A 23,112-nucleotide genomic window follows, 5' to 3' on the forward strand; every position below is an offset into this window, starting at 1 on the left:
GGTGCCAGTTGAACCGCCGGTGCCGGGCGAACCGCCAGTGCCAGTTGGACTGCCGGTGCCAGTTGAACTGCCGGTGCCGGGCGAACCGGCTGCGTTGTCTGAGCCGCCAGCGCCAGTGGAGTTGGCTGAGCCGCTGGTGCCAGCAGGGCCGCCGGGGCCGCTTGAACCGCCGGTGCCGCTCGTACCGGCCGGGTCGCCGGTGGGGTCAGCATCGCCGTCCGGTGCTCCGGGCGCGGATTCCTCACGGGGCAGACCAGGCGAGGTGTACGGGGCGAAGACGGCTTGGGCGCGCAGGGCGTCGGCCAGGAGTCGCTCCGGGTCCTTCGGCTCGGTCATGCCGTTCGTCTTCCCCCGTGTCGTGGCTGGATCGTTACGTGCTCAAGGTAGCCCGGCCGACCTCGGCGACCCATTCGCCCCGGCGGAGGACTTTCACCGGGTGCAGTTCGTCGTCCAGGACGACCACGTCCGCGGTCAGGCCGGGGCGCAGCGAGCCGGTCCGGTCCGCGACGCCCAGCAGTTCCGCGGGACGGCCGGAGGTGGCCCGGACCGCGTCCAGGACACCGAGTTTCGCACCCTTCACCAGGTTGCGGAAAGCGGTGTCCATCGTCAAGGTGCTGCCGGCCAGTGAACCGTTTTCGGCCAGGGTGGCGACGCCGTCGTGGACGTCGACCTCCAGGCGGCCCAGGGTGTAGCGGCCGTCGGCGGCGTCGGTGGCCGACATGGCGTCGGTGATCAGCACCGTGCGGCCGCGGCCGGCGTGCGACGCGGCCAGGCGCACCACGGTCGGGTGCAGGTGCACCAGGTCGCAGATCAGCTCGACCGTCACGCGCTCGTCGTCCAGCAGCACGCCGACCGGGCCCGGCTCGCGGTGGTGCAGCGGGCGCATGCCGTTGAACAGGTGCGTGGCCACCGTGGCGCCCGCGTCGATGGCCGGGATGAGCTGCTCGGCGACGCCGTCGGTGTGCCCGATCGCCGCGGTCACGCCCGATTCCGCGAGCTGTCGGACGGCCTTGACGCCGCCGTGCAGCTCCGGGGCCAGGGTGACCATCCGGATCGCGCCGCGGCCCGCGCGCAGCAGCTTGTCCACCGTGCCGGTGTCCGGTTCGAGCAGGGTGTCCGGATCGTGGGCGCCGCAGCGGGCGCGTGAGATGAACGGGCCCTCCAGGTGGATGCCGGCCAGCTCGCCGTCCTGCACCAGCTCGCGCAGGGCCGAGATCTGCTCGGTGAGCAGGTCGACCGGGTCGGAGACCAGGCTGGCCAGCGTGGTCGTGGTGCCGTGCCGCCGGTGCGCGCGCACCGCGGTCAGCATCTCGGCCGGGTCCAGTGTGGAGAACGAGCCGCCGCCACCACCGTGGCAGTGCGTGTCGATGAAACCGGGGACCACCAGGGCCCCGCCCACGTCGACGCGCTCCAGCTCGGGGCCGCCCGGGGGGGTGCCCGTGCCCACGGCGGCGATCCGCCCGTCGGCGACGGACAGCCAGCCGTCGTCGAGTACGCGGTCCGGGGCGGCGACCCGGCCGCCCGTGATGACGAAGTCTGCGGCGTGCTTCACGTCGTCCAGCATATATTGGTCTGGACCAGATGGGGGGATGCTACTCAGTGACGATATTGGTCCACCCGGGTCACTTCTGGGTCTGCATGGCCTTCTGCAGCGCCTCCAGGGCCCGGCTGGCGGTCGACTTGACCGTGCCCTTGGAGATGCCGGCGGCCTCGGAGATCTCGGCCTCGCTCAGCCCGCCGTAGTACCGCAGCACCAGCACCTCACGCTGGCGCGGCGGGAGCTTCGAAAGCGCGCTGACCACGGCCTGGTGCTCGCTGGACAGCATCGCGAGGCTCTCCGCCGAACGCGCGTTCACCGCGTGCGGCGGCACGTACTCGCGCGCGGTCTTGCGCCGGCGCAGCACGCTGCGCGAACCGTTGACGACGGCGGTGCGCAGGTAGCCGACGGCCGCGGCCGCGTCGCGCAGCCGGCCCCAGTTGCGGTGCAGGCCGGTGAAGGCCTCCTGGACGACGTCCTCGGCCGTGGCCGGCTCGTCGACCAGCAGGATCGCCAGCCGGACCAGCCGCATCCGGTGCTGGCGGTACAGGTCTTCGAGGTTCAGTGGCGCCGCAGGCGGCTGCGGCGCTACCGGTCCGTCGATGGTCCGCAGGTGGCCGAGGGTTGCCTCGACGCTGCGTTCCGCGTTGCCCTCCAGCATGAACCCCTGCCTGTTCTCGACCCCGGTGAATCCGTGCCGGTGGTCCCGGGCGGGATCGGGCACGGTGTGCCGCGCCCGCGGCCTGGTCCCGTATTCACAGCGTTCTCACAGCCACTGGCGCACGCCTAGCGTATCGGGTCGGCCCTCGCCTGCCACCGATCGGATGCTCAGACCCACACGGTCGTGACGGGTAGCGTCGGCCCGGTCACCGTCGCGCTGCCCCGGGAGATCAACATGGCGTGGTACCTGGTCGAAATCCGTTACGTGCAGGAGAAGCTGGCCGAGGTCCGGCCTCGTCACCGTGAGTACCTGTCCGGGCACGCGGCCGAGGGCCGGGTCGCGGTCGCGGGCCCGCTCGGCGACGGCACCGGCGGCCTCACGCTCTGGCAGGCCGAAGACGAGGCCGCGCTCACCGAGCTGATCGACACCGACCCGTACCACCTCGAAGGGGTGGTCGCCGAGCGCACGGTGCGCGAGTTCAAGCCGGTGCTCGGGGCCTGGCTACCGCAGGACTAGCCCGGCCGGACTCACAGCTCCAGGACGGCGGGCCCGCGGTCGACGCAGATCCGCACCGGCCCACCGTCCGGGGTCGCCACCGCGCAGGTGCCGCAGAAGCCCTGGCGGCAGGAGTACGGCACGTCCGGTAGCAGCTCCCGGACCACGTCGAGGGTCGAGCGGTCCGCGGGCACGTCCAGCGTCACGCCGGTGCGGCGCAGCACCACCCGGTACGGCCGGCCGCCGACGATCGGCGGCGTCGAGAACCGTTCGAAGTACACCGCCGCGGCCCCGGTGAGCGCCAGGTCCACGCGTATGCCGGTGATCATCGGCACCGGCCCGCAGCAGTACACCGAGGCGCCATCCGGCACGCCTTCCAGCAGCTCCGCGCCCGAGGCGGGGATCCCGTACTCGGTGTCCGGCCGGATCCACACGCGGTCGGCGGGCAGCTCGGCCAGCTCGTCCAGGAACGGCATGGACGCGCGGTCGCGGCCCGTGTAGACCAGCCGCCAGCCGGCGCCGCCCGCGGCCGCGCGGCGCACCATCGGCAGGATCGGCGTGATGCCGATGCCGCCGGCCACGAACAGGTACTCCCGCGCGGCCACGAACGGGAACGCGTTGCGCGGGCCGCGGACCAGCACCTTCGCCCCCGGTCGGAGCGAGTGCACCTCGGCCGACGCCGCGCCGATCCGCCGCACCCCCACCCGGTAGTACGACGGGTCGCCGGGATCGCCGCACAGCGAGTACTGCCGCAGCCGGCCCGAGGGCAGCCGCAGGTCCAGGTGCGCGCCCGGCCGCCACGGGGGCAGCGGCCCGCCGTCCGGCCGGGCCAGCCGCAGGCTGACCACCCCTTCGGCCTCTTCGCGCACGGTCTCGACCAGCAGTTCCAGGTTCCGGTCGACCGCGCGCACGGGCGGGCGGCTGCGCCCGGAGCGGTCCGCGAGCCTGCGGTAGGCCGCGGTGACCCCGATCAACGTCGACATCAGCCGGTCCCGCCGCCCGCTGTCGTCGAGCCTGGCCGGGAAATCGGGCGCGCTCACCCGGGCGAGTCGGCCGCTCGGGCCGAGGGTGAGCTCGCGAGGTACGCGACGGCCTGATCGGTGTTCCCGGTCTCGGTGGGGTGGTAGGACTTGCGGAAGTACGGCCGGATCTCCCGCAGCAGCTCGCGCGGGCCCGGCAGCAAGCCCCGCTTCGCCGCGTCCAGGTACCCGCGCAACGACGCCTTGCCCGGCCGGGTGGGGTCGTTCGCCATCAGGAAGCGGGTGCCGCGCGCGAAGACCCAGAACAGCGCGGGCGTCACCACGGCCATGCTCCGCACCCTCCGCGAGTAGCGACCGTCCAGGTGGCAGAACAGGTCGTAGGCCACGGACCGGTGCTCGACCTCCTCGGCGCCGTGCCAGCGCAGCAGGTCGAGCATCGTCGGGTCCGAGCCCGCATCGTCGAGCGCCTTCGCGTCGAGCACCCACTGGCCGAGGAACGCGGTGTAGTGCTCGATCGCGGCGATCAGCCCGAGCCGCTCGATCAGCCATTCCACTTCGGACGCCCCGGACGGCCCGGACCGCCGGGTCCGGCCGCGCGGGTCCTGGTCGCCCAGCAGCTTGCGGAACAGCCACTCCATCTGCGCGATGTAGGGCCGGACGCGCAGTCCCGCGGCTTCGAGGTGCGCCGAGGCGCCGTCGTGGGCCTCGGCGTGCATGGCCTCCTGGCCGATGAAGCCGAGCACGTCCTCCTTGAGCCGCTCGTCGCGGATCAGCGGCACGGCCTGCTTGAACACCTCGACGAACCAGCGCTCGCCCTCGGGCAGGGCGATGTGCAGCACGTTGATGGTGTGCGTGGCCTGCGGCTCGCCGGGCACCCAGTGCATCGGCAGCGTGGTCCAGTCGAACTCGACGTCACGGGCGTGCAGCACGATCTGCTCGTGCCGGATCGGCTCCGCGCTCACGAAGACCGGCCGCTGAGCTCGTAGTCGCTGGGGTCGACGCGGCGGGTCTGGAGCCAGTACCGCCAGGTGGCGCCGGGCCAGATGGTCCGGTTCACGCCCTTGGCGTCGAGGTACCAGCTCTTGCAGCCGCCCTGGGTCCACACGCCCTTGATCAGCCGGTCCTGGATCTCGGCCTGGAACTTCTGCTGTACCGAGGGCCGGACGTCGAGCGCCGCGGCGCCGCGCGAATCCGCCAGCTTGATCGCGTCGACCACGTACCGCGACTGCGATTCGATCATGAACACCACGGAGTTGTGGCCCAGCGCGGTGTTCGGGCCGAGCAGGAAGAACAAGTTCGGGAAGCCGGCGACGGTGATGCCCTTGTGCGTCTGGATCCCGTCCGTGGCCCAGGACTTGGCCAGGCTGCGGCCCTCGGTGCCGGTGATGTCCAGGTACTCCAGCGCGTCCGTGACGTGGAAGCCGGTGCCGTAGATGATCGCGTCGACCTCGTGCTCGACCCCGGCGCCGTCGACCACGCTGTGCGCCTTGACCTCGCGCACCCCGTCGGTGTTGACCTCGACGTTCGCCCGGGCCAGCGCCGGGTAGTAGTCGTTGGACAGCAGGACGCGCTTGCAGCCCATGGTGTAGTCCGGCGTCACCTTGCGCCGCAGCGCGCGGTCCTTGATCGCCTTGGCCATGTGCCGCTTCGCGAGCTGCTCGCCGACCTTCATGACCACCGGGTGGCCGTTGAAGCCGATGCCCTGCGCCTCGCGGCCCCAGTAGACGAAGGCGCGGTACAGCCGCTGCGCGCCCGGGACCCGCTTGAAGAGCGTTTTCGCCCAGCCCGGCATCTCGTGGTCGGGCTTGGGCATGATCCACGGCGGGGTGCGCTGGAACAGCGTCAGCTCCGCTACCTGCGGGGCGATCCGCGGCACGAACTGGATGGCGCTGGCGCCGGTGCCGACCACGGCGACCCGCTGGCCGGCCAGGTCGAACTCGTGGTTCCACTGCGCGGAGTGCCAGCTCTGGCCCTCGAACGCCTCGATCCCGGGCAGCTTCGGGATCTGCGGGATGTGCAGGCCGCCGACCCCGGAGACCAGGAACTGGGCCGAGAACTCTTCACCGCCCCGGGTGGTCACGGTCCAGCGGCGCTCCTGATCGTCCCAGTGCGCGCCGGTGATCTCGACGCCGAACCGCGTCTTCTCCCGCAGCCGGTGCTTCTCGGCCACGCCCCTGAGGTACTCGAAGATCTCCGGCTGCGGCGAGAACGACCGGGACCAGTCCGGGTTCTGCTCGTAGGAGAACGAGTACATGTGCGACTGCACGTCGCAGGCGCACCCGGGGTAGGAGTTGTCCCGCCAGGTACCGCCGACCTCGTCCGCCTTCTCCAGGATCACGTAGTCCCGGATCCCGGCCTCTTCCAGCTGGATCGCCTGGCCGAGCCCGGAGAACCCGGTACCCACGACCACGACCTTGAACCGCTCGGTCATCTCCTCGGCCTCCGCAACGCTGGGGGATCTGCGAAATTGATGTTACCTCAGGTAACAGTTACCCGTAAGTACTAGCTACCGTCTAGTAGGAGCCGCCGAGCTTCGTGTGGTCCCAGCTGGCCACCCGGGTCGGCCGGAAGATCAGCCCGATCCGCTTCGGGGCCTGGCCCTCGATGAACGAACGCAGCTGCTCGGGCACCGGATCTCCCGGCTGGGCGCCGGCATAGCGCTGCATCAGGGTGATGCCCATCCGGGTGACCTCGGCGGTGTCCTCGACCAGTTCGACGTCGGCCTCCATGGAGACGCCGCGCAGCCTCTCGTAGGACTCGCCGTCCTCGACCAGCACGGTCGCTTCGGGTCGCCGCCGCAGGTTCTTCGCCTTCTGCGAAGTGGCGTAGGTCCAGGTCGCGACCCCGCTCTCGTGCGGGTAGTACCAGAGCGGGGCCAGGTGCGGCCGGCCGTTCGGCCCGATCGAGGCGACGTTGATGACCTTCTGCTCGTCGAAGTACCGGCGGACCTCGTCCTCGGTCATCCTGATCCGATCACGACGCGACACGGTCGGCGGCTAACGCTTGGTCGCGGCCCGGCCGCCGTGTCCGGTGACCGCCGATTCGAACGCCCCGCGCGCCTTGATGTCCTCCAGCGCGGCCCGGTCCGCGGCCGGCACCCGCGTGCGCGAGCCGAGCTCGATGATCGGCGGCAGGAACGCGCGCAGCAGCTTGAGCCCGCCGACCCAGCGCGGCACGTGGATGGTCCGGGCGCGCTTGAGCACTCCGGCCTCGAGATCGTCCAGGGCCACGCTCAGCGGGTAGGTCTTGCCGATCAGCCCGGGCATCGACGCGCGGAGCTTGCCGAACACCGGGTGACTGTCCGCGCTCTCGACCAGATCGGTGCGGATCCAGGTGGGGTGCGCGACGCCGACCTTCACGCCCAGGTGCGCGACCTCCGCGCGGAGGCTGTTGGAGAACGCCTCCACACCGGCCTTCGCGGCGGCGTAGTTGGCCATCCCGGGCGCGTGGGTGATCGCGGCGAGCGAGGAGATGGCGAGCAGGTAGCCCTTGCGCTCGATGACGTGCGGCAGCGTGACGCGGAAGGTCCGCCAGACGCCCAGCAGGTCGACTTCGATCACCTTCTCGAACGCGGCGGGGTCGACCGACCGGACGAAGCCGGCCGTGGCGATCCCGGCGTTGGCGATCACGATGTCGATGCCGCCGAAGTGCTCCACCACCCCGGCCGTCGCCTGCTCCAGGGCGTCCCAGCGGGTGACGTCGGCCTCCCAGGCCCGCGCGCTCGGCCCGATCTTCGCGGCCACCTTCGCCTGCTCCTCGGCCTCCAGGCCGACCAGCGCGACCTTGGCCCCACGGGCGGCCAGCCGTTCGGCCAGACCCGCCCCGATGCCCCGCGCCGCCCCGGTGATCAGCACGACCTTGCCGTTGACCCCGGTGTTCCTGAGCAGTGCCACGGTGCCCTCCTCGGCTTCGTTTCCGCCTGTGGAGGGCACCGTAGCTCACCTTACCCCGAGTAAGCTACTGAAAAGTAAGTTAATCGGCGGAGGTCACCCGGCCGGCTGGTCAGCTCGCGGAGGCCGCGCTCAGCGCCGCCAGCTCCTCGGCCGACAGCTCCAGCGAAACCGATGCGATCAGGTCTTCGAGCTGGTCGGGGTTGCGCGCGCTGGCGATCGGCGCGGCGACCGTCGGCTGCGCGCCCAGCCAGGCCAGCGACACCGAGGCCACGGAAGCCCGGTGGGCCGCGGCGACCTCGTCGAGCACGGCCAGCACCCGCTCACCGCGTTCGTCGAGGTACTTCAGGGCTCGCGGGGCGCGGGGCGAGTCGCCCGGCTCGTCCTTCGAGCGGTACTTGCCGGTGAGGAAGCCGACGGCGAGCCCGAAGTACGGCAGGGTCGACAGCCCTTCGCGCTGCACGAGCGGTGCCAGCTCCTTCTCGTAGTCACGCTCCACGAGGTTGTAGTGCGGTTGCAGCGCGACGTACCGGGCGAGGCCCTCTCGGTCCGAAGTGGACAATGCCTCGGCCAGGCGGTCGGGCTCGTAGTTGGACGCCGCGACGTAGCGCACCTTCCCGTCGTGGATCAGGGTGTCGAACGCGCCGAGGGTCTCCTCGAGCGGCACGCTCCGGTCGTCCTCGTGGGCGTAGTAGAGGTCGATGTGGTCGGTCTGGAGGCGGCGGAGGGAGTCCTCGGCCGCGGCGGCGATGTTCTTCGCGGACAGCCCGGGCCGGTGGGCCGATTTGGCCACCTTCGTGGCGATCACCAGTTCGTCGCGGCGGCCGCGCTTGGCCAGCCAGGTGCCGATGAACCGCTCGGATCCGCCGTTGTCGCCGTACATGTCGGCGGTGTCGAGGAAGTTTCCGCCGGCCGCGGTGTACGCGTCGAGCACCGTGTGCGAAGCCGCTTCATCCGCGGTGGTGTTGAAGACGTTGCAGCCGAGGTTGAGGCCGTACACGTCGAGGTCTGAGGTGCCGATCTTCGTCATGGCTTCGACGCTAACCCCGGTCGCGGGTGTCCGTCTGGTGAGACGCGGGACGAAATCCCCGGCGCTGGGCGTTCGACTGGTTCATGGCTATCGAACTGGGCAGGATCGGCATCTGGCGGGGCGCGACGCAGACGGACGGCGAGTTCGCCGCGGGGGTGGAGAAGCTCGGCTACAGCGCGTTGTGGCTGGGCGGCTCGCCCGGAGGCGACCTGAAGATCGTCGAGGAGCTGCTGGACGCGACCGAACGCCTCGTGGTCGCGACGGGCATCGTCAACATCTGGGCCGACGAGGCCGACAGCATCGCCCGGGCGTTCCGGCGCATCGACGGCAAGCACCCGGACCGCTTCCTGCTCGGCATCGGCGCGGGACACCCGGAGGCGACGCAGCGGTACACCAAGCCCTACGGCGCGCTGGTGGAGTACCTCGACGGGCTGGACGCGGGCGGCGTCCCGAAGTCCGCGCGGGCGCTGGCGGCGCTGGGCCCGAAGGTGGTCAAGCTGTCCGGCGACCGCACGGCCGGCGCGCACCCGTACCTGACCACGCCGGAGCACACGCGCTCGGCGCGGGAGATCCTCGGCGCCGGCCCGCTGCTGGCGCCGGAGCAGAAGGTCGTGCTGGACACCGATCCCGAGGCGGCCCGCGCGCTCGGCCGCGAGACCGTGAAGTTCTACCTCCAGCTCTCCAACTACACCGCCAACCTGCGGAAACTCGGTTTCACCGACGAGGACTTCGCCGACGGCGGCAGCGATCGGCTGGTCGACGCGCTGGCCCTGCACGGCGACGCGCCGACCATCGCGGCGGGCGTGCGGGCGCACCTCGACGCGGGCGCGGACCACGTCAACCTCCAGGTGCTGAACCAGGATCCGTGGCCCGCCTACCGGGCGCTGGCGGCCGAGCTGGGCTGAATCGGTCCACCTCCCGGCCGCGGTGTGAGGTAGGACCGGTCCGCGTGACCGGTCCACCTCGTACGATGCGGCTGTACAGCAAGCCGTCTCGAGGAGGAAACGATGCCCATCGCCACCCCCGAGGTCTACGCGGAGATGCTCGACCGGGCGAAGGCGAACGAGTACGCCTTCCCGGCCATCAACGTGACCTCGTCGGAAACCGTGAACGCCGCCATCCGCGGGTTCGCCGAGGCGGAGAGCGACGGGATCATCCAGTTCTCCACCGGCGGCGCCGAGTTCGCCTCCGGGCAGAAGGTCAAGGACATGGTCACCGGCGCCGCGGCGCTGGCGGAGTTCGCCCAGGTCGTGGCGGCGAAGTACGACGTGCACGTCGCGCTGCACACCGACCACTGCCCGAAGGACAAGCTGGACGGTTTCGTCCGCCCGCTGATCGAGATCTCGGCCGAGCGGGTCAAGCACGGCCAGAACCCGCTGTTCCAGTCGCACATGTGGGACGGCTCGGCGATCGACCTCGACGAAAACCTCGAGATCGCGCAGGAGCTGCTGGCCAAGACCGCCGCCGCGAAGATCATCCTCGAGGTCGAGATCGGCGTCGTGGGCGGCGAGGAGGACGGCGTCGCGCACGACATCAACGAGAAGCTCTACACCGCCGAGGGCGACTTCCTGAAGACGATCGACGCGCTCGGCTCCGGTGAGAACGGCCGCTACCTGCTGGCCGCGACCTTCGGCAACGTGCACGGCGTCTACAAGCCGGGCAACGTCAAGCTGCGCCCGGACGTGCTCAAGGGCGGTCAGGAGGCGGCGTCGAAGAAGCTCGGCCTCGACGCCGGCTCGAAGCCGTTCGAGCTGGTCTTCCACGGCGGCTCGGGCTCGCTGCCGGAGGAGATCCGCGAGGCGGTGTCGTACGGCGTGGTGAAGATGAACGTCGACACCGACACCCAGTACGCCTTCACCCGCCCGATCGCCGACCACTTCTTCAAGAACTACGACGGCATCCTGAAGATCGACGGCGAGGTCGGCAACAAGAAGGTCTACGACCCGCGCAGCTACCTCAAGGCCGCGGAGACCGGCATGGCGCAGCGCGTCGTCGAGGCCGTCGAGGCCCTGGGCGCGGCGGGCAAGAAGCTCGGCTGAGCCGGTTCGGCCGCCACGGTGACGGCCTCTCCCCCAGACGGTGGGAGAGGCCGTTCTGCGGCCACGGGCGCGACGGACCTCGTCCGCCTCACGGCGCAACTCGGCCGAGTCGACGTGCGGCAGCCGCTCCCGCCACCCAGAGCACGAATACGCCCGCCAGCGCGACCGAAGCCGTCCAGTATGCGATCGGCGGGGCGGACTCCGTGTGCGCGTCACCGAGCACCCACGGGCGGAACTGGGACTGCAGCCACAGCGCGCCGTAGCCGAAGGCCGTCACCAGCAGGGCGCCGATGCCCGCGGTGGCGGTGCGGTGGCCGGCGCCGATGCGGAAGGCCAGGTCCACCGCGAGGCCCACGGCGAGCAGGTAGAACGGGACGGTCGAGACCGGGAAGCCCAGGCCCAGCAGCAGCGGCCAGATCACCGAGCGGTAGGCGACGTACGCCGCCGCCACCACGAGCGCCGACCAGCGGCGGGCCAGGGTGGACCGGGCCGGCACCAGGACCAGGGCCGAGACCGCGATGCCCCAGAGCGGGTAGACCCAGTCCGGGATCGGCAGGGTGAAGTGCAGGATCGCGGTGCGGTCCACCGGGTGGCCGATCTGGTTCGCGGCGAACGACAGCAGTGAGGGCTCGGCCTCGGGGGTGCCGCGCTCCCAGGCGCGCAGGCCGAGGATGCCGTACTCCTGCTGGCCGTTGGGGAAGAACGTGTTCTCCAGGAAGAAGGCCCACAGGGCCAGCAGCACCCCGGTGCGGAAGCGCCCGGGCGGCGCCAGCCGGAACCACGCGAGCAGCACCCCGGCCTGCATGATGCCGGTGCCCAGGTACAGCATCAGGTGCGAAGGGCTCCACGCGGTGAGGTCGAGGCCGTTCACCCGGTGGTTGATCACATCCAGCGGCGCGGCGACCAGGAACACCGCGAGCCCGGTCTGCATCAGCCGCAGTGAAGTCCGGTCGCAGCCGAGGCCCGTGTAGCTGTGGATGGCCACCAGCACCACGATGATCACGGTGCCGACGGTGTTGATCAGGTGCGGCGGCGCGAGGTCGTCACGCAGCCACTTGAAGTGCCACGACAGGTCCCAGGACGAGCCGGCCAGCTTGAACGCGAACGCCGTCAGCCAAGTGCCGAAGCAGAACCGCAGCACCCACGCGGGGGTCGGCCGGCCGGGGGCACCCCGCTGCCAGTGGCGGGCGAAGAACAGCTTCGTCCGGCCGAGCGGGCCGCGCGGGACGACGACGTCGGCAACTGCGTTGGTCATGGCGGACATCATTCCCGCCCGGGACCCCCGGGTGGGCCGGAACGTGGGTCACGGCTCGAAGATCAGGGTTCCCCCCTACGGGTGGCGAATTCGCTTCCGGGGCCGGGCTCGGCCCGACGGGCCGGGGCGGGCCGGTGACGGGGTCCTCACCAGCCGGTGGCCCTGAGCCGGGAGAATGGCGGCATGACCCACAACCTGCTCGGCCCCGAGCCGACCCTGCTGCCCGAGCGCACCACCGCCCAGGCCGCGCTCGACGCGGGCACCGACCCCGCCGCCGTCGCCGCCGAACACCCCGACTTCAGCGCCGCGTGGGCGGCGCTGGCGGAGAAGGCGCTGGAGTCCGGCGAGACCGTCGCCGCCTACGCCTACGCCCGCACCGGCTACCACCGCGGCCTCGACCAGCTCCGCCGCGCGGGCTGGAAGGGCTTCGGCCCGGTGCCGTGGGCGCACGCCCCGAACCAGGGGTTCCTGCGGGCGCTGGCCGTGCTCGGCCTGGCCGCGGGCCGCATCGGCGAGACCGAGGAGTACGAGCGCTGCCGCACGTTCCTCGCCGAATCCGACCCGGCCGCGGCCGAGGCGACCGGCCTGAAATGAGTTCACGCCCTCGGATGCTCCGAGGGCGTGGGGAAAACTGGAGCTGAGGGAGCGGGCCCGGCCGCTGAGGGGGAGGAGGGCCGGGCCCGCGGGTCCTCAGGCGACCGAAGCCAGGGTCCGCTTCACGGCCGAGCCCACGACGCGGTTGCGGCCGGTGTCCTTCGCCACGTACACGGCGGCGTCGGCGGCGGACATCACTTCTTCGACGCTGGAGCCGTCCATCGGGAAGGCCGCGACGCCGATCGACGCGGTCCGCCGCTCGATCGCGACCGCTTGGCCTTCGTTGGTCCGGGTCGGGACGACCAGCTCGCTGATCCGCTGCCGGATCCGCTCAGCGGTCACGATCGCGTCCTCTTTGGACGTCGCGGGCAGCAGCGCCACGAACTCCTCGCCGCCGAAGCGGCCCACCAGGTCGTGCGCCCGGGTCTCCTGCTTGACCACCGCGGCCACGGCTTTGAGCACGTCGTCGCCCGCCAGGTGGCCGAAGTCGTCGTTGATGTGCTTGAAGTGGTCGAGGTCGATCATCAGCGCGCCGAAGCTGCTGTGCTCGCGCTCGGCGCGGGAGATCTCGCGCTGCGCACCGTCCTGCCAGGTGGTGGCGTTGAGCAGCTGCGTCTTCTGGTCGGTGGTGGCCAGCTCCTCGAGCCGCTTGATCAGCACCGACCGCTGCAGGATGTACAGCGGCAGGATGACCAGCAGCGAGAGCAGCGGCTCGTTGGTGAGCACCATGGTCAGCAGGCCGCCGACGCACAGGATCGACGCTTCGAGCAGGTTGTCGTCCATGGTGCCGAGGCACGAGGTGGGCGTCGCCTTGGCCGGGTCGGCCAGGTACAGCCCGAGACCGGTCAGCGCGGTGTTCACCAGGAAGTAGCCCAGCGCGGCGGCGGCGACGGCCGAGACGCCGTGGGCGCCGGCGAGGTGGCCGGCCAGCGCGGCGCCGAATCCGGAAAGGACCATCGTGGTGGCGTTGGCCGCGACGCGGTGGGCCTCACCCGGGCCGATGCCGTGCCAGCTGCGCAGCGCGAGGTAGGCGTAGAGCACGACGGCCAGCGCGGCCACGAGCTGCGGCGGCACCAGCAGCGCGGCCGGGAGCAGCCACACCGAGGTCACGTTGATGTGCGGGCCGTGGCTCAGCATCCGGCGCTGGCGCTCGATCCGCCGCGTCACCTCGGTCTGGACGATGGCCAGTCCGGTGATCAGCACGAACAGCCGGAGCTGAGCCAGGTCGACGGAGAACAGCAGCGTGCTCGCGGCCGTCAGGGCGACCGCGGCGGCCATGCTGGTCAGCGTGACGGCGATCCACTGCCGCGGTCGGGTCCACAGCGCCCACCCCCGGGCGCCAGTGACCAAACCTTGTCCAGACCATTCCCCCGATGTGACCATCTTTCCCCCATACTCTTGCGCTGCTGCCCGGTGACAACTTCAACACGGACAGTTTCAGACCGTTTGCCGCCTGTCCACAAGGGCCTTAGGTGTGTACATTTTTCCCGAATACGCCGGAGGAAAGGTGACCAGCTATGCGCAGCAAGGATCAGTGACCGCGTAGCAGCACCGCAAGGTCGCGCAGGTCAGAGCCCACGCGCGGAACATGTCACGCATGTTCGGCGCGTGTGGCTTCCCTCGCGGTCCCCTCGTCGTCGCGCCCGGACAGGGCCCGGTTCCACGCGATCGTTAGCGGAATCGTAATCAAGAGGCCCAGCCCGCCGAAGATCCCGACCGTCGTCTGTGCGGTCAGATGGTCGGCGAGCACTCCGCCGATCAGGGGAACCACGCCCATGGTCGTGGTCAGACCGGTGTTGGACAGGCCCATCGTCAGCGCCCGGGTGTCGTCCGGCACCGCGACGGTCAACGAGGCCGTCGCCTGCAGCAGCGCGATCGTGCCGAACCCGCCGGAGACCACGAACAGGATGATCGACGCCACCGGTCCCGGCTGCAGGAAGCACAGCAGCAACGGGACCGCGGCCAGCGCCGTCATCGGCCCGATCAGCTTCGGCCGCAGGTGGGCCGGGACCCAGCGCGTGTAGGCGAAGGTGAAGATCACGCTGCCCACCGGGTCGGCGGCGAGCAGCAGGCCGATCACCGACGGCCCGCCGCCCGAGGAAGCGACGTACGGCGCGGCGATGCCCTCGTAGACCGGCAGGAGCCCGGCCAGCCAGGTGAACAGCATCAGCGAGCGCAGCGCGGACGTCGCGAAGGCGACCTTGCCGCCGGCGCCGAGCGAGGAGAAGAACGGCTTGCGCTTCTGACCGCCGGCGGCGGCCGGGCGGGCCTTCACGCCGAAGCGCACGAACGTGGCCGACAGCACGAACGTCACGGCGTCCAGCACCAGGGCCAGCCGCGGATCGAGCGCCAGCAGCAGCGCGCCGCCGCCGGCGAAGCCGAGCAGCTGGGCCGACTGCACCGTCATGCTGCGGATGCCCATGCCGACCACGAACCGGTCGCCTTCGAGCACCTGCGGCAGCAGCGCGAGCTGCGACGCCTTGAACGGCGGGTTCAGCAGCGAGACGCAGCCGACCAGGAGGCACAGCGCCCAGAACGGCAGCCCCGGGAGGGCCACGAGCAGGATCAGCGCCGCGCGCACCAGGTCGACCGCGACCATCACCGAACGCCGGGAGAAGCGGTCCGCGATGCCGGTGAGGAAGATGCCGCCCAGCAGCGACGGGAAGAACGTGAGCGCGTAAGTGAGGCCGGTCAAGGTGGCCGAGCCGGTGTTGGCGTAGACGAGCACGGAGAGCGCGACACGGGCCAGCTGGTCCCCGGCGATCGACAGCAGTTCGCCGAACCACAGGGCGCGGAACTCGGCGACTCCGAAGACCTCGCGGAACGTGACCCGCTCCGGTGCTGACGTCATGCGTGTTCTCCCCGACTTCGTGTACAGACCGTGCCGCTGTGGTGATCAGCCGGTGACCTTAGGCCGCACCGGTCACGGCGTGGTCACCAGACGTGAGTTACCAAGGTCAGTGTCTCGTGACAGTGGGTGAATCTCTAGGTTCTTTCGCCTGTATCCAATGGGTCACAGACAATTCTCCGGGTGTGCAGACGATAGCGCTCCGCACCGGCTCCACCCCGACAATGCCGGGTATGTGGTTTGTGCCACAGGTCTGACCTGCGCGTCCGCTGGGTGGGAAGGCGGCGGGCGGGACCGCCGCCGGGCGTAGCTTCGACCGGGTGACCGATCTCGCGACGTTCACGCTCGCCATCGTGGGCGCCGGACCTCGTGGGGTCGGCGTCCTGGAGCGGCTGTCCGCCAATGCCCCCGAACTGCTCGGCGGACGGCGCCTCGTCGTCCACCTGATCGACCCGTTCCCGCCCGGCGCGGGCCGGGTCTGGCGCTACGAGCAGTCGCCGCTGCTGCGGATGAACTCGATGCCCGAGGACGTCACCGTGTTCACCGACGAGAGCGTGCGCATCGACGGACCGGTGCGCCCCGGGCCCTCGCTGATCGAGTGGGTGCGGCTGGTGCGCGACGGCCGGATCGGCTGGGACGTGCCCGAGGGTCTGCGGGAAGAGTTCGAATCGCTCGCGAGCACGGACTTCCCCACCCGGCGGCTGCAAAGCCTGTACCTGACCTGGTTCTACCGGAAGGTGCTGGCCGAGCTGCCACCCGGGATCGAGGTGGTCGAGCACCGCGCCCCGGCCGTGCGGGTCGAGGACGGGCCGCCGCAGCGCGTGTGGCTGGACGGGGCCGGCGAGCCGGTGCTCGCGGACGCCGTGGTGCTCACCGTCGGCCACCTCGACGCGCGGCCGGACCCGGCCGAGCGGGTGCTGCAGGACTTCGCCGGACGCCACGGTCTGGCCTACTACCCGGCCGGCTACACCGCCGACGTGGACTACTCCGCCGTGCCGGCGGGCGAGCCCGTGCTGGTGCGCGGGCTCGGGCTGGCGTTCGTCGACCTCATGCTGCTGCTGACCGAGGGCCGCGGCGGCCGGTTCGAGGAACGGCCGGGCGGCGGCCTGCGCTACCACCCGAGCGGCGCGGAGCCGGTGCTGCACGTCGGCTCACGGCGCGGCGTGCCGTACCACGCCAAGACGGGCTACCGGTTGCGCGGGAAACCCCTGCTGCTGCCCCGGTTCTTCGACGCCCACGCGATCGGGGAGCTCGCCGGGCGCCCCGGTCCGCTCGACTTCCGCGCGGACGTGTGGCCGCTGATCGCCAAGGAACTGGCCTGGGCGTACTACACCGAGCTGTTCACCGGGCACCCGGACCGGGTGCGGGTGGAGCACGAGGTGTTCGCCGACGCCTTCGCCGGCACCGCCTGGGGAACGTCCGCAATGGACGATCTGATCGCCGCCGCCGTGCCGGCCGCCGAGGACCGGCTCGACCTGGAGCGGCTCGACCGCCCGCTGGCCGGGCGGCGCTACGATTCGGCCGAGGAGTTCGGCAAGGCCGTGCGCGAGTACGTGGAGGCCGACCTGGCGCGGCGCGCGGACGTCCGGCACAGTGCCGACCTGGGCGCGTTCATGGCTCTGCTCTCGGTGGTCGGCCAGCTGCCCGCGCTGCTGGCCACCGGACGGCTGTCCGCTGCTTCGCAGGTGTCGGAAATGGATGGGTGGTTCCACGGGTTCTTCTCCTACTACGCCAGCGGGCCGCCGCCGCGCCGGCTGGAAGAACTGCTCGCGCTGGCCGACGCCGGGCTGATTTCCTTCCTGGGCACGGAAACCCTGGTCGCCGCCGACGAGCAGACCGGCCGGTTCACCGCGTCCAGCGCGAGTTTCCCGGAGACCGTGACCGCGCGGACCCTGATCGAGGCCCGCCTGCCGGAGCCGAGCATCCCCCGCGCCGCCGACCGCCTGCTGCGGCAGATGCGGGCCGCGGGCCAACTGGCCGAGGAGACCGTGCCCGACCCCGCCGGTGCCCCCCTGCCCTCGGGCCGGATCGCCACCCGCATCCAGGATTCGCGCCTGCTCGACGCCGCGGGCGAGCCGCACCCGCACCGGTTCGCGATGGGCCCGCACACCAGCATCCGCTCGGCCGGCGCGTTCACCCGGCCGCGGACCAACGCCATCTCGTTCCGGCAGAACGACGCCCTGGCCCGGAAGATCCTGCAACTCGCTGCGGACGGGTGAGGGGAACCTCCACGCTTCGGCGAAAGTCCCCCTCGCCGCCTCAGCCCTTGACCGCCGGCGAGATCTGCTGCGCCCACTGCCACGGCGCGCTCGTGCCACCGGGCAGGGAGTTGAAGTACTCCCAGCCGCCGACGCCACCGAAGTCCGGGTACTCCCGCACGAGGCTGCCGACGGTCGACTTCAGCGTCGGCAGGTCGACGTAACCACTGCAGTTGGCCGGGTTCGTCACCGTCCCCGCGACGACCTTGCTCGCCGGGATCACCCCGCGGCCGATGATGCCCTGGTAGCCGCCGGGGCCCGAGAGCGAGCCCCAGCCGCAGTAGAACTGCGCGTTGAACCAGGAGATCTGCGCACCGCGGTCGCGGTAGAGCCGGTCGTAGTCCATTCCGGACAGTCCGCCGCCGCCGCTCAGCTCGGTGGCCACCGGGGCGAGGGTGATCAGGAAGCCCGCGCCGAAGTCCGCGCGCAGGGCGTCGATCAGCCGGTTCGCCGCCGCGTTGGACAGGTGCTCCTCGACGTCGAGGTCGAGGCCCGAGAGCGAGTGGTCCTCGATCAGCCCGCGCAGCAACGGGTAGTAGGTGCCGAAGTCGTTTTCCAGCCGCTGGAAGCTGCCCTGCGCGGCGCCGCCGAGGAAAGCGAGCGTGGGCACGCCCTGGCCGCGCAGCGTGCCCAGGTCCTTCCACAGCGGCGTGAACTTCGCCGCGCCGGGCGGATCGTCGTTGAGGTGCACGACGCCGCCGTCGTCGAGGTGGATCGCGCCGACGATCAGGTCGGTCACGCCGGTGGTGTTCCGGGTCAGCTCCAGCGGGGAGACGTAGGTGCTGCCGTTGTAGACGGTCTGGTAGTAGACGATCACCCTGCGCCCGGTGGCGGCCGAGGCCGGCACCGCACCGAGGAGCACCAGGAGCACGGCCAGGCCGGCCGCCGCGAGCTTCTTCATGGTTCAGACCATAGGTTCACTTCCGGTGCCCGCGGTACCACTGTCGGTGGGACTCGGGCCCCCGGGGCGGGACGGGTTCAACCCCGGCTCCGCCGGAACGATCCCGTCCCGTCCGCGAGAGCGCAGGTCAGCAGCGGCCGAGCATGTCGGTCAGCGCGGACTTCTCGGCGGTGTTCACGGTGAGGTCGAACTTCGCCTTCACGGCCACCCACATCTCCGCGTAGGTGCACCAGTAGCCGGTCAGCGGCGGCTTCCACTGGTCGGGCGACTTGTCGCCCTTCTGCTGGTTGACGTTGTCGGTCACGGCGATCAGCTGCGGGTCGCTCAGGTCGTTGGCGTAGGCCTGCCGCTGCGCCGTGGTCCAGGCCGAGGCGCCGGTGCGCCAGGCGTCGGCCAGCGGGACGACGTGGTCGATGTCCACATCGGACGCCGCGGTCCAGGTGGCGCCGTCGTAGGGCGAGAACCAGCTGCCGGAGGTGGGCGCGCAGTCCGAGCCGGTCTTGACGTTCGTGCCGTCGCGCTTGAGCACGACTTCGCGGGTGTTGCAGTTGTTGCCCTGGTCGATCCAGTGCGGGAACTTCGCCCGGCTGTAACCGTCGAGCGAGCCGTCGGCCTTCACGGTCAGCCCGGCGAGGTCGCTCTTGGCCGTCGCCGCGGACGGGATGCCGGGCGGGGTCGCGCCGGCCACGCCGACGAGCGTTCCGGCGAGGACGGCGGCACCGGCCAGCACGGTCAAGGAGTTGCGAACAGTACGCGTTGTGGGCATATTGCTGCCTCCGGGTCAGGTGGGGGGACGGATTCACCTTCGACCACGGAAGTGGCGTACGCAACACCTATGGGTGACATGTAACCGACCTTTACGAGGCGGCTGCGGTCACCTTCCGGCTGGTCGCACCAGGCGCAGGTCCTCGACGTGGCGGTACCAGGTCCACTTCGTCACCTCGCGCGGATGGCGGACACCATCGCTGACCAGCGACACCGGGTGGCAGCCGAGCTGGAACGCCCGCCCGCGCAGGGTGGTGGTCCGGTTCAGCAGCTGGCCCCGGGTGACGCGGGCGGCGATGCCCTCGGGATCGGGCGAGACCTCGATGGCCCGCACGGTGCCGTCGAAGGCGACCTCCTCGTCGCAGTAGCCCTGGCCGTGGACCTTCCGCAGGGTCGCGCGGCCGACGAGCACCCCGCCGTTGTCCTCGCGCACGAGGGGGACCGCCGCGGCCTCGCCCGTCCGGGCGAGTTCGAGGGCCTCGGCCGGGTCGGTGGGCAGCTTCCAGAGCGCGGCGACGGCCGAACCGGCCTTCGACGGCACGAAGCCGACCGACACGCCGGAGACGAGGTCCTTTCGCAGCAGCCGCAGCACCACGGCGGCGAGGTCGGCGTCGGTGCCCATGATCACCAACCGGTCGTATTCCCCCAGCAAGGGGTCGATTTCCGCCCGGCCCGGCCGGCTCGGGACGCGGATCACGGGCCCGCCGCCGAAGCCGGTTCCGGTGTGCTGATCAGCACCGCAGGCCACCACGATTCCGCGCACCCCGGCGACCTCCGTTACAGTCATGCACCGGCATTTACCAGCGCCACCCGTGTCCCACCGGGGACACTTTTCCCTGTTGCCGAACACCTGGAGTGTCACATGCCGGCCATCGTGCTCATCGGTGCCCAGTGGGGGGACGAAGGCAAGGGCAAGGCCACCGACCTGATGGGTGACCGAGTCCAGTGGGTCGTCCGCTACCAGGGCGGCAACAACGCCGGTCACACCGTCGTCCTGCCCAACGGTGAGAACTTCGCCCTGCACCTCATCCCGTCGGGCATCCTGACCCCCGGGGTCACCAACGTCATCGGCAACGGTGTGGTGGTCGACCCGGGCGTCCTGCTCGACGAGCTCGCGGGTCTGGAGGAGCGCGGGGTCGACACCGGCAAGCTGCTCATCTCGGCCGACGCGCACCTGATCATGCCCTACCACGTCGCGATCGATAAGGTCACCGAGCGTTACCTCGGGAGCCGCAAGATCGGCACCACCGGCCGCGGGATCGGGCCCTGCTACCAGGACAAGATCGCCCGCGTCGGCGTCCGCGCGCAGGACCTGCTGGACGAGAAGATCTTCCGGCAGAAGGTCGAGGCCGCGCTGGAGTTCAAGAACCAGGTGCTGGTCAAGGTCTACAACCGCAAGGCCCTCGACGCCGACCAGGTCGCCGACGAGGTGCTCGCCGCGGGCGAGAAGTTCGCGCACCGCATCGCCGACACCCGGCTGCAGCTGAACCGGGCGCTGGAGCGCGGCGAAACCGTGCTGCTGGAGGGCTCGCAGGGCACGCTGCTCGACGTCGACCACGGCACGTACCCGTTCGTCACCTCGTCGAACCCGACCTCCGGCGGCGCCAGCGCGGGATCGGGCATCGGCCCGGGCCGGATCACCACCGTGCTGGGCATCCTGAAGGCGTACACCACCCGTGTCGGCTCCGGCCCGTTCCCGACCGAGCTGGACGACGAGTCCGGCGAGTACCTGCGCAAGCAGGGCGGCGAGTTCGGCGTCACCACCGGCCGCTCGCGGCGCACCGGCTGGTTCGACGCGGTGATCGCCCGCTACGCCGTGCGCGTGAACGGGATCACCGACTACTTCCTGACCAAGCTCGACGTGCTCTCGGGACTGGAGAAGGTGCCGGTCTGCGTGGGCTACGAGGTGGACGGCTTCCGCACCTCCGACATGCCGATGACGCAGACCGACGTGCACCACGCCATCCCGATCTACGAAGAGCTGCCGGGCTGGTCCGAGGACATCTCGGCCTGCAAAACCTTCGAGGAGCTGCCGGCCCAGGCGAAGTCCTATGTGGAGCGTCTGGAGGAGCTTTCGGGCGCCCGCATCTCGGCCATCGGCGTCGGCCCGGGGCGTGAGCAGACGATCGTGCGGCACCAGTTCGTCTGAGGTCTCGGCCCCCGGAGGCCCGCCGGCCCGCGTCAGGGACGGCGGGCCGCTTCTTCCGGCCCGGCCAGCACCGCGCTCATCACCACGTCGAAGAGGTGCCCGGCCCGTGGCCGGAGTGCGGGCTGGTCGCCGAGCCAGGCCAGGGAGGCGCCCAGCGCGAACAGGTCCGCGCCGTCGAGGTCGGTCCTCGCCACGCCCTCGGCCTGCGCGCGGGTGAGCAGCCGGGTGCCGGCCGCGCGCATCGCCACGCAGGAGGAGTGCAGTGCGGACTCCGGGTCCTCGATGGCGCTGACCATGGAATTGACCACGCCGCGGTAGTCGGTCGTGCAGGCGACGAAGGCACGCAGCCAGTCCAGGAGGGCCTCCTCGGCCGTTTTCGCGGTCTCGACCTCGGCCGCCCGGTCGGTGAGCTCGTCGAACTGCGAGCGGAGCAGGGCTTCCAGCAGTGATTCCCGGGTCGGGAAGTGCCGCAGCAGCGTCGCCAGCCCGACGCCGGCCTGCCGGGCGATGTCCCGCATCGAAGCGTCCACGCCCCGTTCGGCGATCACCGGCCCGGCGACGGCGAGCAGGTGGTCGTGGTTCGCCCTGGCGTCCGCCCTCATCCACGTCCTCCTTTGACATCCGGATCACTGATCCATATTATCGGATCAGTGATCCGGATAACCGGACCATTGATCCGTTCAGGGTACCCGGGAGGAGAAAGCGGTGTCCGCACCGACGATGGGGGCGATCCGGCTGCACGAGTTCGGCGGCCCGGAGGTCCTGCGTTACGAAGAGCTGCCGGTCCCCGTGCCGGGTCCGGGCGAAGTGCTGGTCCGGGTGCACGCGGCCGGGGTCAACCCGCCCGACTGGTACGCCCGCGAGGGCATGCCGGATGTGCCGCCCGAGCTGAAGCCGCCGTTCGACCTGCCGCTGATCCCCGGCACGGACGTCTCCGGCGTGGTCGAGGCGGTCGCGGACGGGGTGACCGATTTCGGTGTCGGCGACGAAGTCCTCGGCCTGCTGCGGTTCCCGGACCGCCTCCAGGGCGGCGCGTACGCCGAATACGTGACGGCGCCGGTCACCGACCTGGCCCGCAAACCGGCCGGACTCGACCACGTCAGCGCCGCCGGCCTGCCGATGGCCGGGCTGACCGCGTGGCAGTTCCTGATCGAACTCGGGCACGACCACCCCTCGCCGTTCCAAGCGGCGCGGCACAGTCCGAGGCCGCTCGACGCGAACACCACGGTGCTGGTCAACGGGGCCGCGGGCGGGGTCGGCCACCTCGGCGTGCAACTGGCGAAGGGGAAGGGTGCGCGCGTCGTCGCCGTGGCTTCGGGCTCGCACGAGGCGTTCCTGCGCGAGCTGGGCGCCGACGAGTTCATCGACTACACGAAGGAGCGCCCGGAGGAGGTCGCGCACCACGTCGACCTGGTGCTGGACACCGTCGGCGGCCCGGGCAGCCGACGCTTCCTACGCACCCTCAACCGCGGTGGCGCCCTGTACCCGGTCTACTTCGGCGAGTTCGACGAAGCGGAGAACGAGCGCCTGGGCGTCACGGTCACGGCCACCCAGGTCCGTTCGAACGGCGCCCAGCTCGCACGGTTGCTCGAAACCGGCGCCCTCCGCGTCGCGATCGACAGCACGTTCCCCCTCGCGGAGGCCGCCGCGGCTCACGAGCGGGCGGCGCGGGGGCACCTGCGAGGCAAGATCGTGCTGACCGTGGCCTGA

At 71.1% G+C, this 23,112-nt stretch carries 22 protein-coding genes; 7 read left to right on the forward strand and 15 right to left on the reverse strand.

The genetic code is table 11. The annotated features are described in order from the left end of the window. Nucleotides 1-370 precede the first annotated feature (370 nt). Nucleotides 371-1,564 carry an N-acetylglucosamine-6-phosphate deacetylase gene (nagA, locus tag NYF13_RS06900; protein WP_315654972.1) on the reverse strand — a complete coding sequence of 398 codons (1,194 nt, stop codon included), beginning with the start codon at nucleotides 1,562-1,564 and terminating at the stop codon, nucleotides 371-373. A gap of 58 nt (nucleotides 1,565-1,622) precedes the next feature. Continuing rightward, entirely contained in the window at nucleotides 1,623-2,198 is a 576-nt protein-coding gene (locus tag NYF13_RS06905; RefSeq protein WP_315654975.1) for a SigE family RNA polymerase sigma factor, read from the reverse strand. Between the two features lie 234 nt (nucleotides 2,199-2,432). Between NYF13_RS06905 and NYF13_RS06910 the strand changes: the two genes are divergently transcribed. Further along, a complete protein-coding gene (locus tag NYF13_RS06910; RefSeq protein WP_315657242.1) occupies nucleotides 2,433-2,714 on the forward strand; it encodes a YciI family protein in 282 nt (93 codons plus the stop codon). 11 nt (nucleotides 2,715-2,725) lie between these two features. Here the strand turns inward: NYF13_RS06910 and NYF13_RS06915 are convergent, their stop codons facing one another. The 6 genes from NYF13_RS06915 to NYF13_RS06940 all read right to left on the reverse strand — a co-directional run bounded on the left by NYF13_RS06915 (nucleotide 2,726) and on the right by NYF13_RS06940 (nucleotide 8,593). Beyond that, on the reverse strand, nucleotides 2,726-3,733 hold the full coding sequence (locus NYF13_RS06915; protein WP_315654978.1) for a PDR/VanB family oxidoreductase: 1,008 nt from the start codon (nucleotides 3,731-3,733) through the stop codon (nucleotides 2,726-2,728). Beyond that, complete coding sequence (locus NYF13_RS06920) at nucleotides 3,730-4,635, reverse strand: metal-dependent hydrolase (protein ID WP_315654979.1); 906 nt, start codon at nucleotides 4,633-4,635, stop codon at nucleotides 3,730-3,732. The genes NYF13_RS06915 and NYF13_RS06920 overlap by 4 nt, the downstream gene beginning before the upstream one ends. Then, entirely contained in the window at nucleotides 4,632-6,104 is a 1,473-nt protein-coding gene (locus NYF13_RS06925; RefSeq protein ID WP_315654981.1) for an NAD(P)/FAD-dependent oxidoreductase, read from the reverse strand. The genes NYF13_RS06920 and NYF13_RS06925 overlap by 4 nt, the downstream gene beginning before the upstream one ends. A gap of 82 nt (nucleotides 6,105-6,186) precedes the next feature. After that, nucleotides 6,187-6,660, reverse strand: coding sequence for a pyridoxamine 5'-phosphate oxidase family protein (locus tag NYF13_RS06930; RefSeq protein ID WP_315654983.1), 474 nt, complete (start codon nucleotides 6,658-6,660; stop codon nucleotides 6,187-6,189). A gap of 9 nt (nucleotides 6,661-6,669) precedes the next feature. Then, nucleotides 6,670-7,566: an SDR family oxidoreductase gene (locus NYF13_RS06935; RefSeq protein WP_315654985.1), complete on the reverse strand. Its 897-nt coding sequence runs from the start codon at nucleotides 7,564-7,566 to the stop codon at nucleotides 6,670-6,672. 109 nt (nucleotides 7,567-7,675) lie between these two features. Next, nucleotides 7,676-8,593 carry an aldo/keto reductase gene (locus NYF13_RS06940; protein ID WP_315654986.1) on the reverse strand — a complete coding sequence of 306 codons (918 nt, stop codon included), beginning with the start codon at nucleotides 8,591-8,593 and terminating at the stop codon, nucleotides 7,676-7,678. Between the two features lie 83 nt (nucleotides 8,594-8,676). Here NYF13_RS06940 and NYF13_RS06945 point away from each other — a divergent pair, with 83 nt between their 5' ends. Continuing rightward, complete coding sequence (locus NYF13_RS06945) at nucleotides 8,677-9,498, forward strand: LLM class F420-dependent oxidoreductase (protein ID WP_315654988.1); 822 nt, start codon at nucleotides 8,677-8,679, stop codon at nucleotides 9,496-9,498. A gap of 102 nt (nucleotides 9,499-9,600) precedes the next feature. Then, nucleotides 9,601-10,632, forward strand: coding sequence for a class II fructose-bisphosphate aldolase (gene fbaA / locus NYF13_RS06950; protein ID WP_315654990.1), 1,032 nt, complete (start codon nucleotides 9,601-9,603; stop codon nucleotides 10,630-10,632). A gap of 88 nt (nucleotides 10,633-10,720) precedes the next feature. Here fbaA and NYF13_RS06955 read toward each other — a convergent pair whose 3' ends face one another. Next, nucleotides 10,721-11,899, reverse strand: a complete 1,179-nt coding sequence (locus tag NYF13_RS06955) for a hypothetical protein (protein ID WP_396286689.1) — start codon at nucleotides 11,897-11,899, stop codon at nucleotides 10,721-10,723. A 171-nt stretch (nucleotides 11,900-12,070) separates the two neighbouring features. On the opposite strand from NYF13_RS06955, the gene NYF13_RS06960 reads away from it, so the two are divergent. Continuing rightward, nucleotides 12,071-12,481 (forward strand): DUF3151 domain-containing protein, encoded by a 411-nt coding sequence (locus tag NYF13_RS06960; protein WP_315654994.1) that lies wholly within the window; start codon nucleotides 12,071-12,073, stop codon nucleotides 12,479-12,481. A gap of 96 nt (nucleotides 12,482-12,577) precedes the next feature. Here the strand turns inward: NYF13_RS06960 and NYF13_RS06965 are convergent, their stop codons facing one another. Together NYF13_RS06965 and NYF13_RS06970 are read right to left on the reverse strand one after the other, a co-directional pair. After that, on the reverse strand, nucleotides 12,578-13,759 hold the full coding sequence (locus tag NYF13_RS06965) for a GGDEF domain-containing protein (protein ID WP_315654997.1): 1,182 nt from the start codon (nucleotides 13,757-13,759) through the stop codon (nucleotides 12,578-12,580). Between the two features lie 313 nt (nucleotides 13,760-14,072). After that, nucleotides 14,073-15,332, reverse strand: a complete 1,260-nt coding sequence (locus tag NYF13_RS06970) for an MFS transporter (RefSeq protein WP_315654998.1) — start codon at nucleotides 15,330-15,332, stop codon at nucleotides 14,073-14,075. 317 nt (nucleotides 15,333-15,649) lie between these two features. Here NYF13_RS06970 and NYF13_RS06975 point away from each other — a divergent pair, with 317 nt between their 5' ends. Further along, the gene (locus tag NYF13_RS06975) at nucleotides 15,650-17,548 is read left to right on the forward strand and encodes an FAD/NAD(P)-binding protein (RefSeq protein ID WP_315655000.1); all 1,899 of its coding nucleotides are present in this window, start codon (nucleotides 15,650-15,652) and stop codon (nucleotides 17,546-17,548) included. A 40-nt stretch (nucleotides 17,549-17,588) separates the two neighbouring features. On the opposite strand, the gene NYF13_RS06980 is transcribed toward NYF13_RS06975, so the two are convergent. From NYF13_RS06980 to NYF13_RS06990, 3 genes are all read right to left on the reverse strand, one after another. Beyond that, a complete protein-coding gene (locus tag NYF13_RS06980; protein WP_315655001.1) occupies nucleotides 17,589-18,488 on the reverse strand; it encodes a glycosyl hydrolase family 18 protein in 900 nt (299 codons plus the stop codon). Between the two features lie 127 nt (nucleotides 18,489-18,615). Further along, the gene (locus tag NYF13_RS06985; RefSeq protein ID WP_315655005.1) at nucleotides 18,616-19,254 is read right to left on the reverse strand and encodes an HNH endonuclease family protein; all 639 of its coding nucleotides are present in this window, start codon (nucleotides 19,252-19,254) and stop codon (nucleotides 18,616-18,618) included. A 108-nt stretch (nucleotides 19,255-19,362) separates the two neighbouring features. Beyond that, nucleotides 19,363-20,040, reverse strand: a complete 678-nt coding sequence (locus NYF13_RS06990) for a hypothetical protein (RefSeq protein WP_315655008.1) — start codon at nucleotides 20,038-20,040, stop codon at nucleotides 19,363-19,365. A gap of 75 nt (nucleotides 20,041-20,115) precedes the next feature. Here NYF13_RS06990 and NYF13_RS06995 point away from each other — a divergent pair, with 75 nt between their 5' ends. After that, nucleotides 20,116-21,402 (forward strand): adenylosuccinate synthase, encoded by a 1,287-nt coding sequence (locus NYF13_RS06995; protein ID WP_315655010.1) that lies wholly within the window; start codon nucleotides 20,116-20,118, stop codon nucleotides 21,400-21,402. Nucleotides 21,403-21,434: 32 nt separating this feature from the next. On the opposite strand, the gene NYF13_RS07000 is transcribed toward NYF13_RS06995, so the two are convergent. After that, complete coding sequence (locus tag NYF13_RS07000; protein ID WP_315655012.1) at nucleotides 21,435-22,004, reverse strand: TetR family transcriptional regulator; 570 nt, start codon at nucleotides 22,002-22,004, stop codon at nucleotides 21,435-21,437. Between the two features lie 118 nt (nucleotides 22,005-22,122). Between NYF13_RS07000 and NYF13_RS07005 the strand changes: the two genes are divergently transcribed. Then, a complete protein-coding gene (locus tag NYF13_RS07005) occupies nucleotides 22,123-23,112 on the forward strand; it encodes an NADP-dependent oxidoreductase (protein WP_315657243.1) in 990 nt (329 codons plus the stop codon).

The sequence above is a fragment of the Amycolatopsis sp. PS_44_ISF1 genome (assembly GCF_032335455.1).
Taxonomy (GTDB): Bacteria; Actinomycetota; Actinomycetes; order Mycobacteriales; family Pseudonocardiaceae; genus Amycolatopsis.

Excerpts from the sequence above, each read along its gene's own strand:
- nagA (WP_315654972.1), bottom strand. The coding sequence starts at position 1,564 with ATGCTGGACGACGTGAAGCACGCCGCAGACTTCGTCATCACGGGCGGC.
- NYF13_RS06905 (WP_315654975.1), bottom strand. The coding sequence starts at position 2,198 with ATGCTGGAGGGCAACGCGGAACGCAGCGTCGAGGCAACCCTCGGCCAC.
- NYF13_RS06910 (WP_315657242.1), top strand. The coding sequence starts at position 2,433 with ATGGCGTGGTACCTGGTCGAAATCCGTTACGTGCAGGAGAAGCTGGCC.
- NYF13_RS06925 (WP_315654981.1), bottom strand. The coding sequence starts at position 6,104 with ATGACCGAGCGGTTCAAGGTCGTGGTCGTGGGTACCGGGTTCTCCGGG.
- NYF13_RS06940 (WP_315654986.1), bottom strand. The coding sequence starts at position 8,593 with ATGACGAAGATCGGCACCTCAGACCTCGACGTGTACGGCCTCAACCTC.
- NYF13_RS06945 (WP_315654988.1), top strand. The coding sequence starts at position 8,677 with ATGGCTATCGAACTGGGCAGGATCGGCATCTGGCGGGGCGCGACGCAG.
- fbaA (WP_315654990.1), top strand. The coding sequence starts at position 9,601 with ATGCCCATCGCCACCCCCGAGGTCTACGCGGAGATGCTCGACCGGGCG.
- NYF13_RS06955 (WP_396286689.1), bottom strand. The coding sequence starts at position 11,899 with ATGATGTCCGCCATGACCAACGCAGTTGCCGACGTCGTCGTCCCGCGC.
- NYF13_RS06960 (WP_315654994.1), top strand. The coding sequence starts at position 12,071 with ATGACCCACAACCTGCTCGGCCCCGAGCCGACCCTGCTGCCCGAGCGC.
- NYF13_RS06965 (WP_315654997.1), bottom strand. The coding sequence starts at position 13,759 with ATGGCCGCCGCGGTCGCCCTGACGGCCGCGAGCACGCTGCTGTTCTCC.
- NYF13_RS06970 (WP_315654998.1), bottom strand. The coding sequence starts at position 15,332 with ATGACGTCAGCACCGGAGCGGGTCACGTTCCGCGAGGTCTTCGGAGTC.
- NYF13_RS06980 (WP_315655001.1), bottom strand. The coding sequence starts at position 18,488 with ATGAAGAAGCTCGCGGCGGCCGGCCTGGCCGTGCTCCTGGTGCTCCTC.
- NYF13_RS06985 (WP_315655005.1), bottom strand. The coding sequence starts at position 19,254 with ATGCCCACAACGCGTACTGTTCGCAACTCCTTGACCGTGCTGGCCGGT.
- NYF13_RS06990 (WP_315655008.1), bottom strand. The coding sequence starts at position 20,040 with ATGACTGTAACGGAGGTCGCCGGGGTGCGCGGAATCGTGGTGGCCTGC.
- NYF13_RS06995 (WP_315655010.1), top strand. The coding sequence starts at position 20,116 with ATGCCGGCCATCGTGCTCATCGGTGCCCAGTGGGGGGACGAAGGCAAG.
- NYF13_RS07000 (WP_315655012.1), bottom strand. The coding sequence starts at position 22,004 with ATGAGGGCGGACGCCAGGGCGAACCACGACCACCTGCTCGCCGTCGCC.
- NYF13_RS07005 (WP_315657243.1), top strand. The coding sequence starts at position 22,123 with ATGGGGGCGATCCGGCTGCACGAGTTCGGCGGCCCGGAGGTCCTGCGT.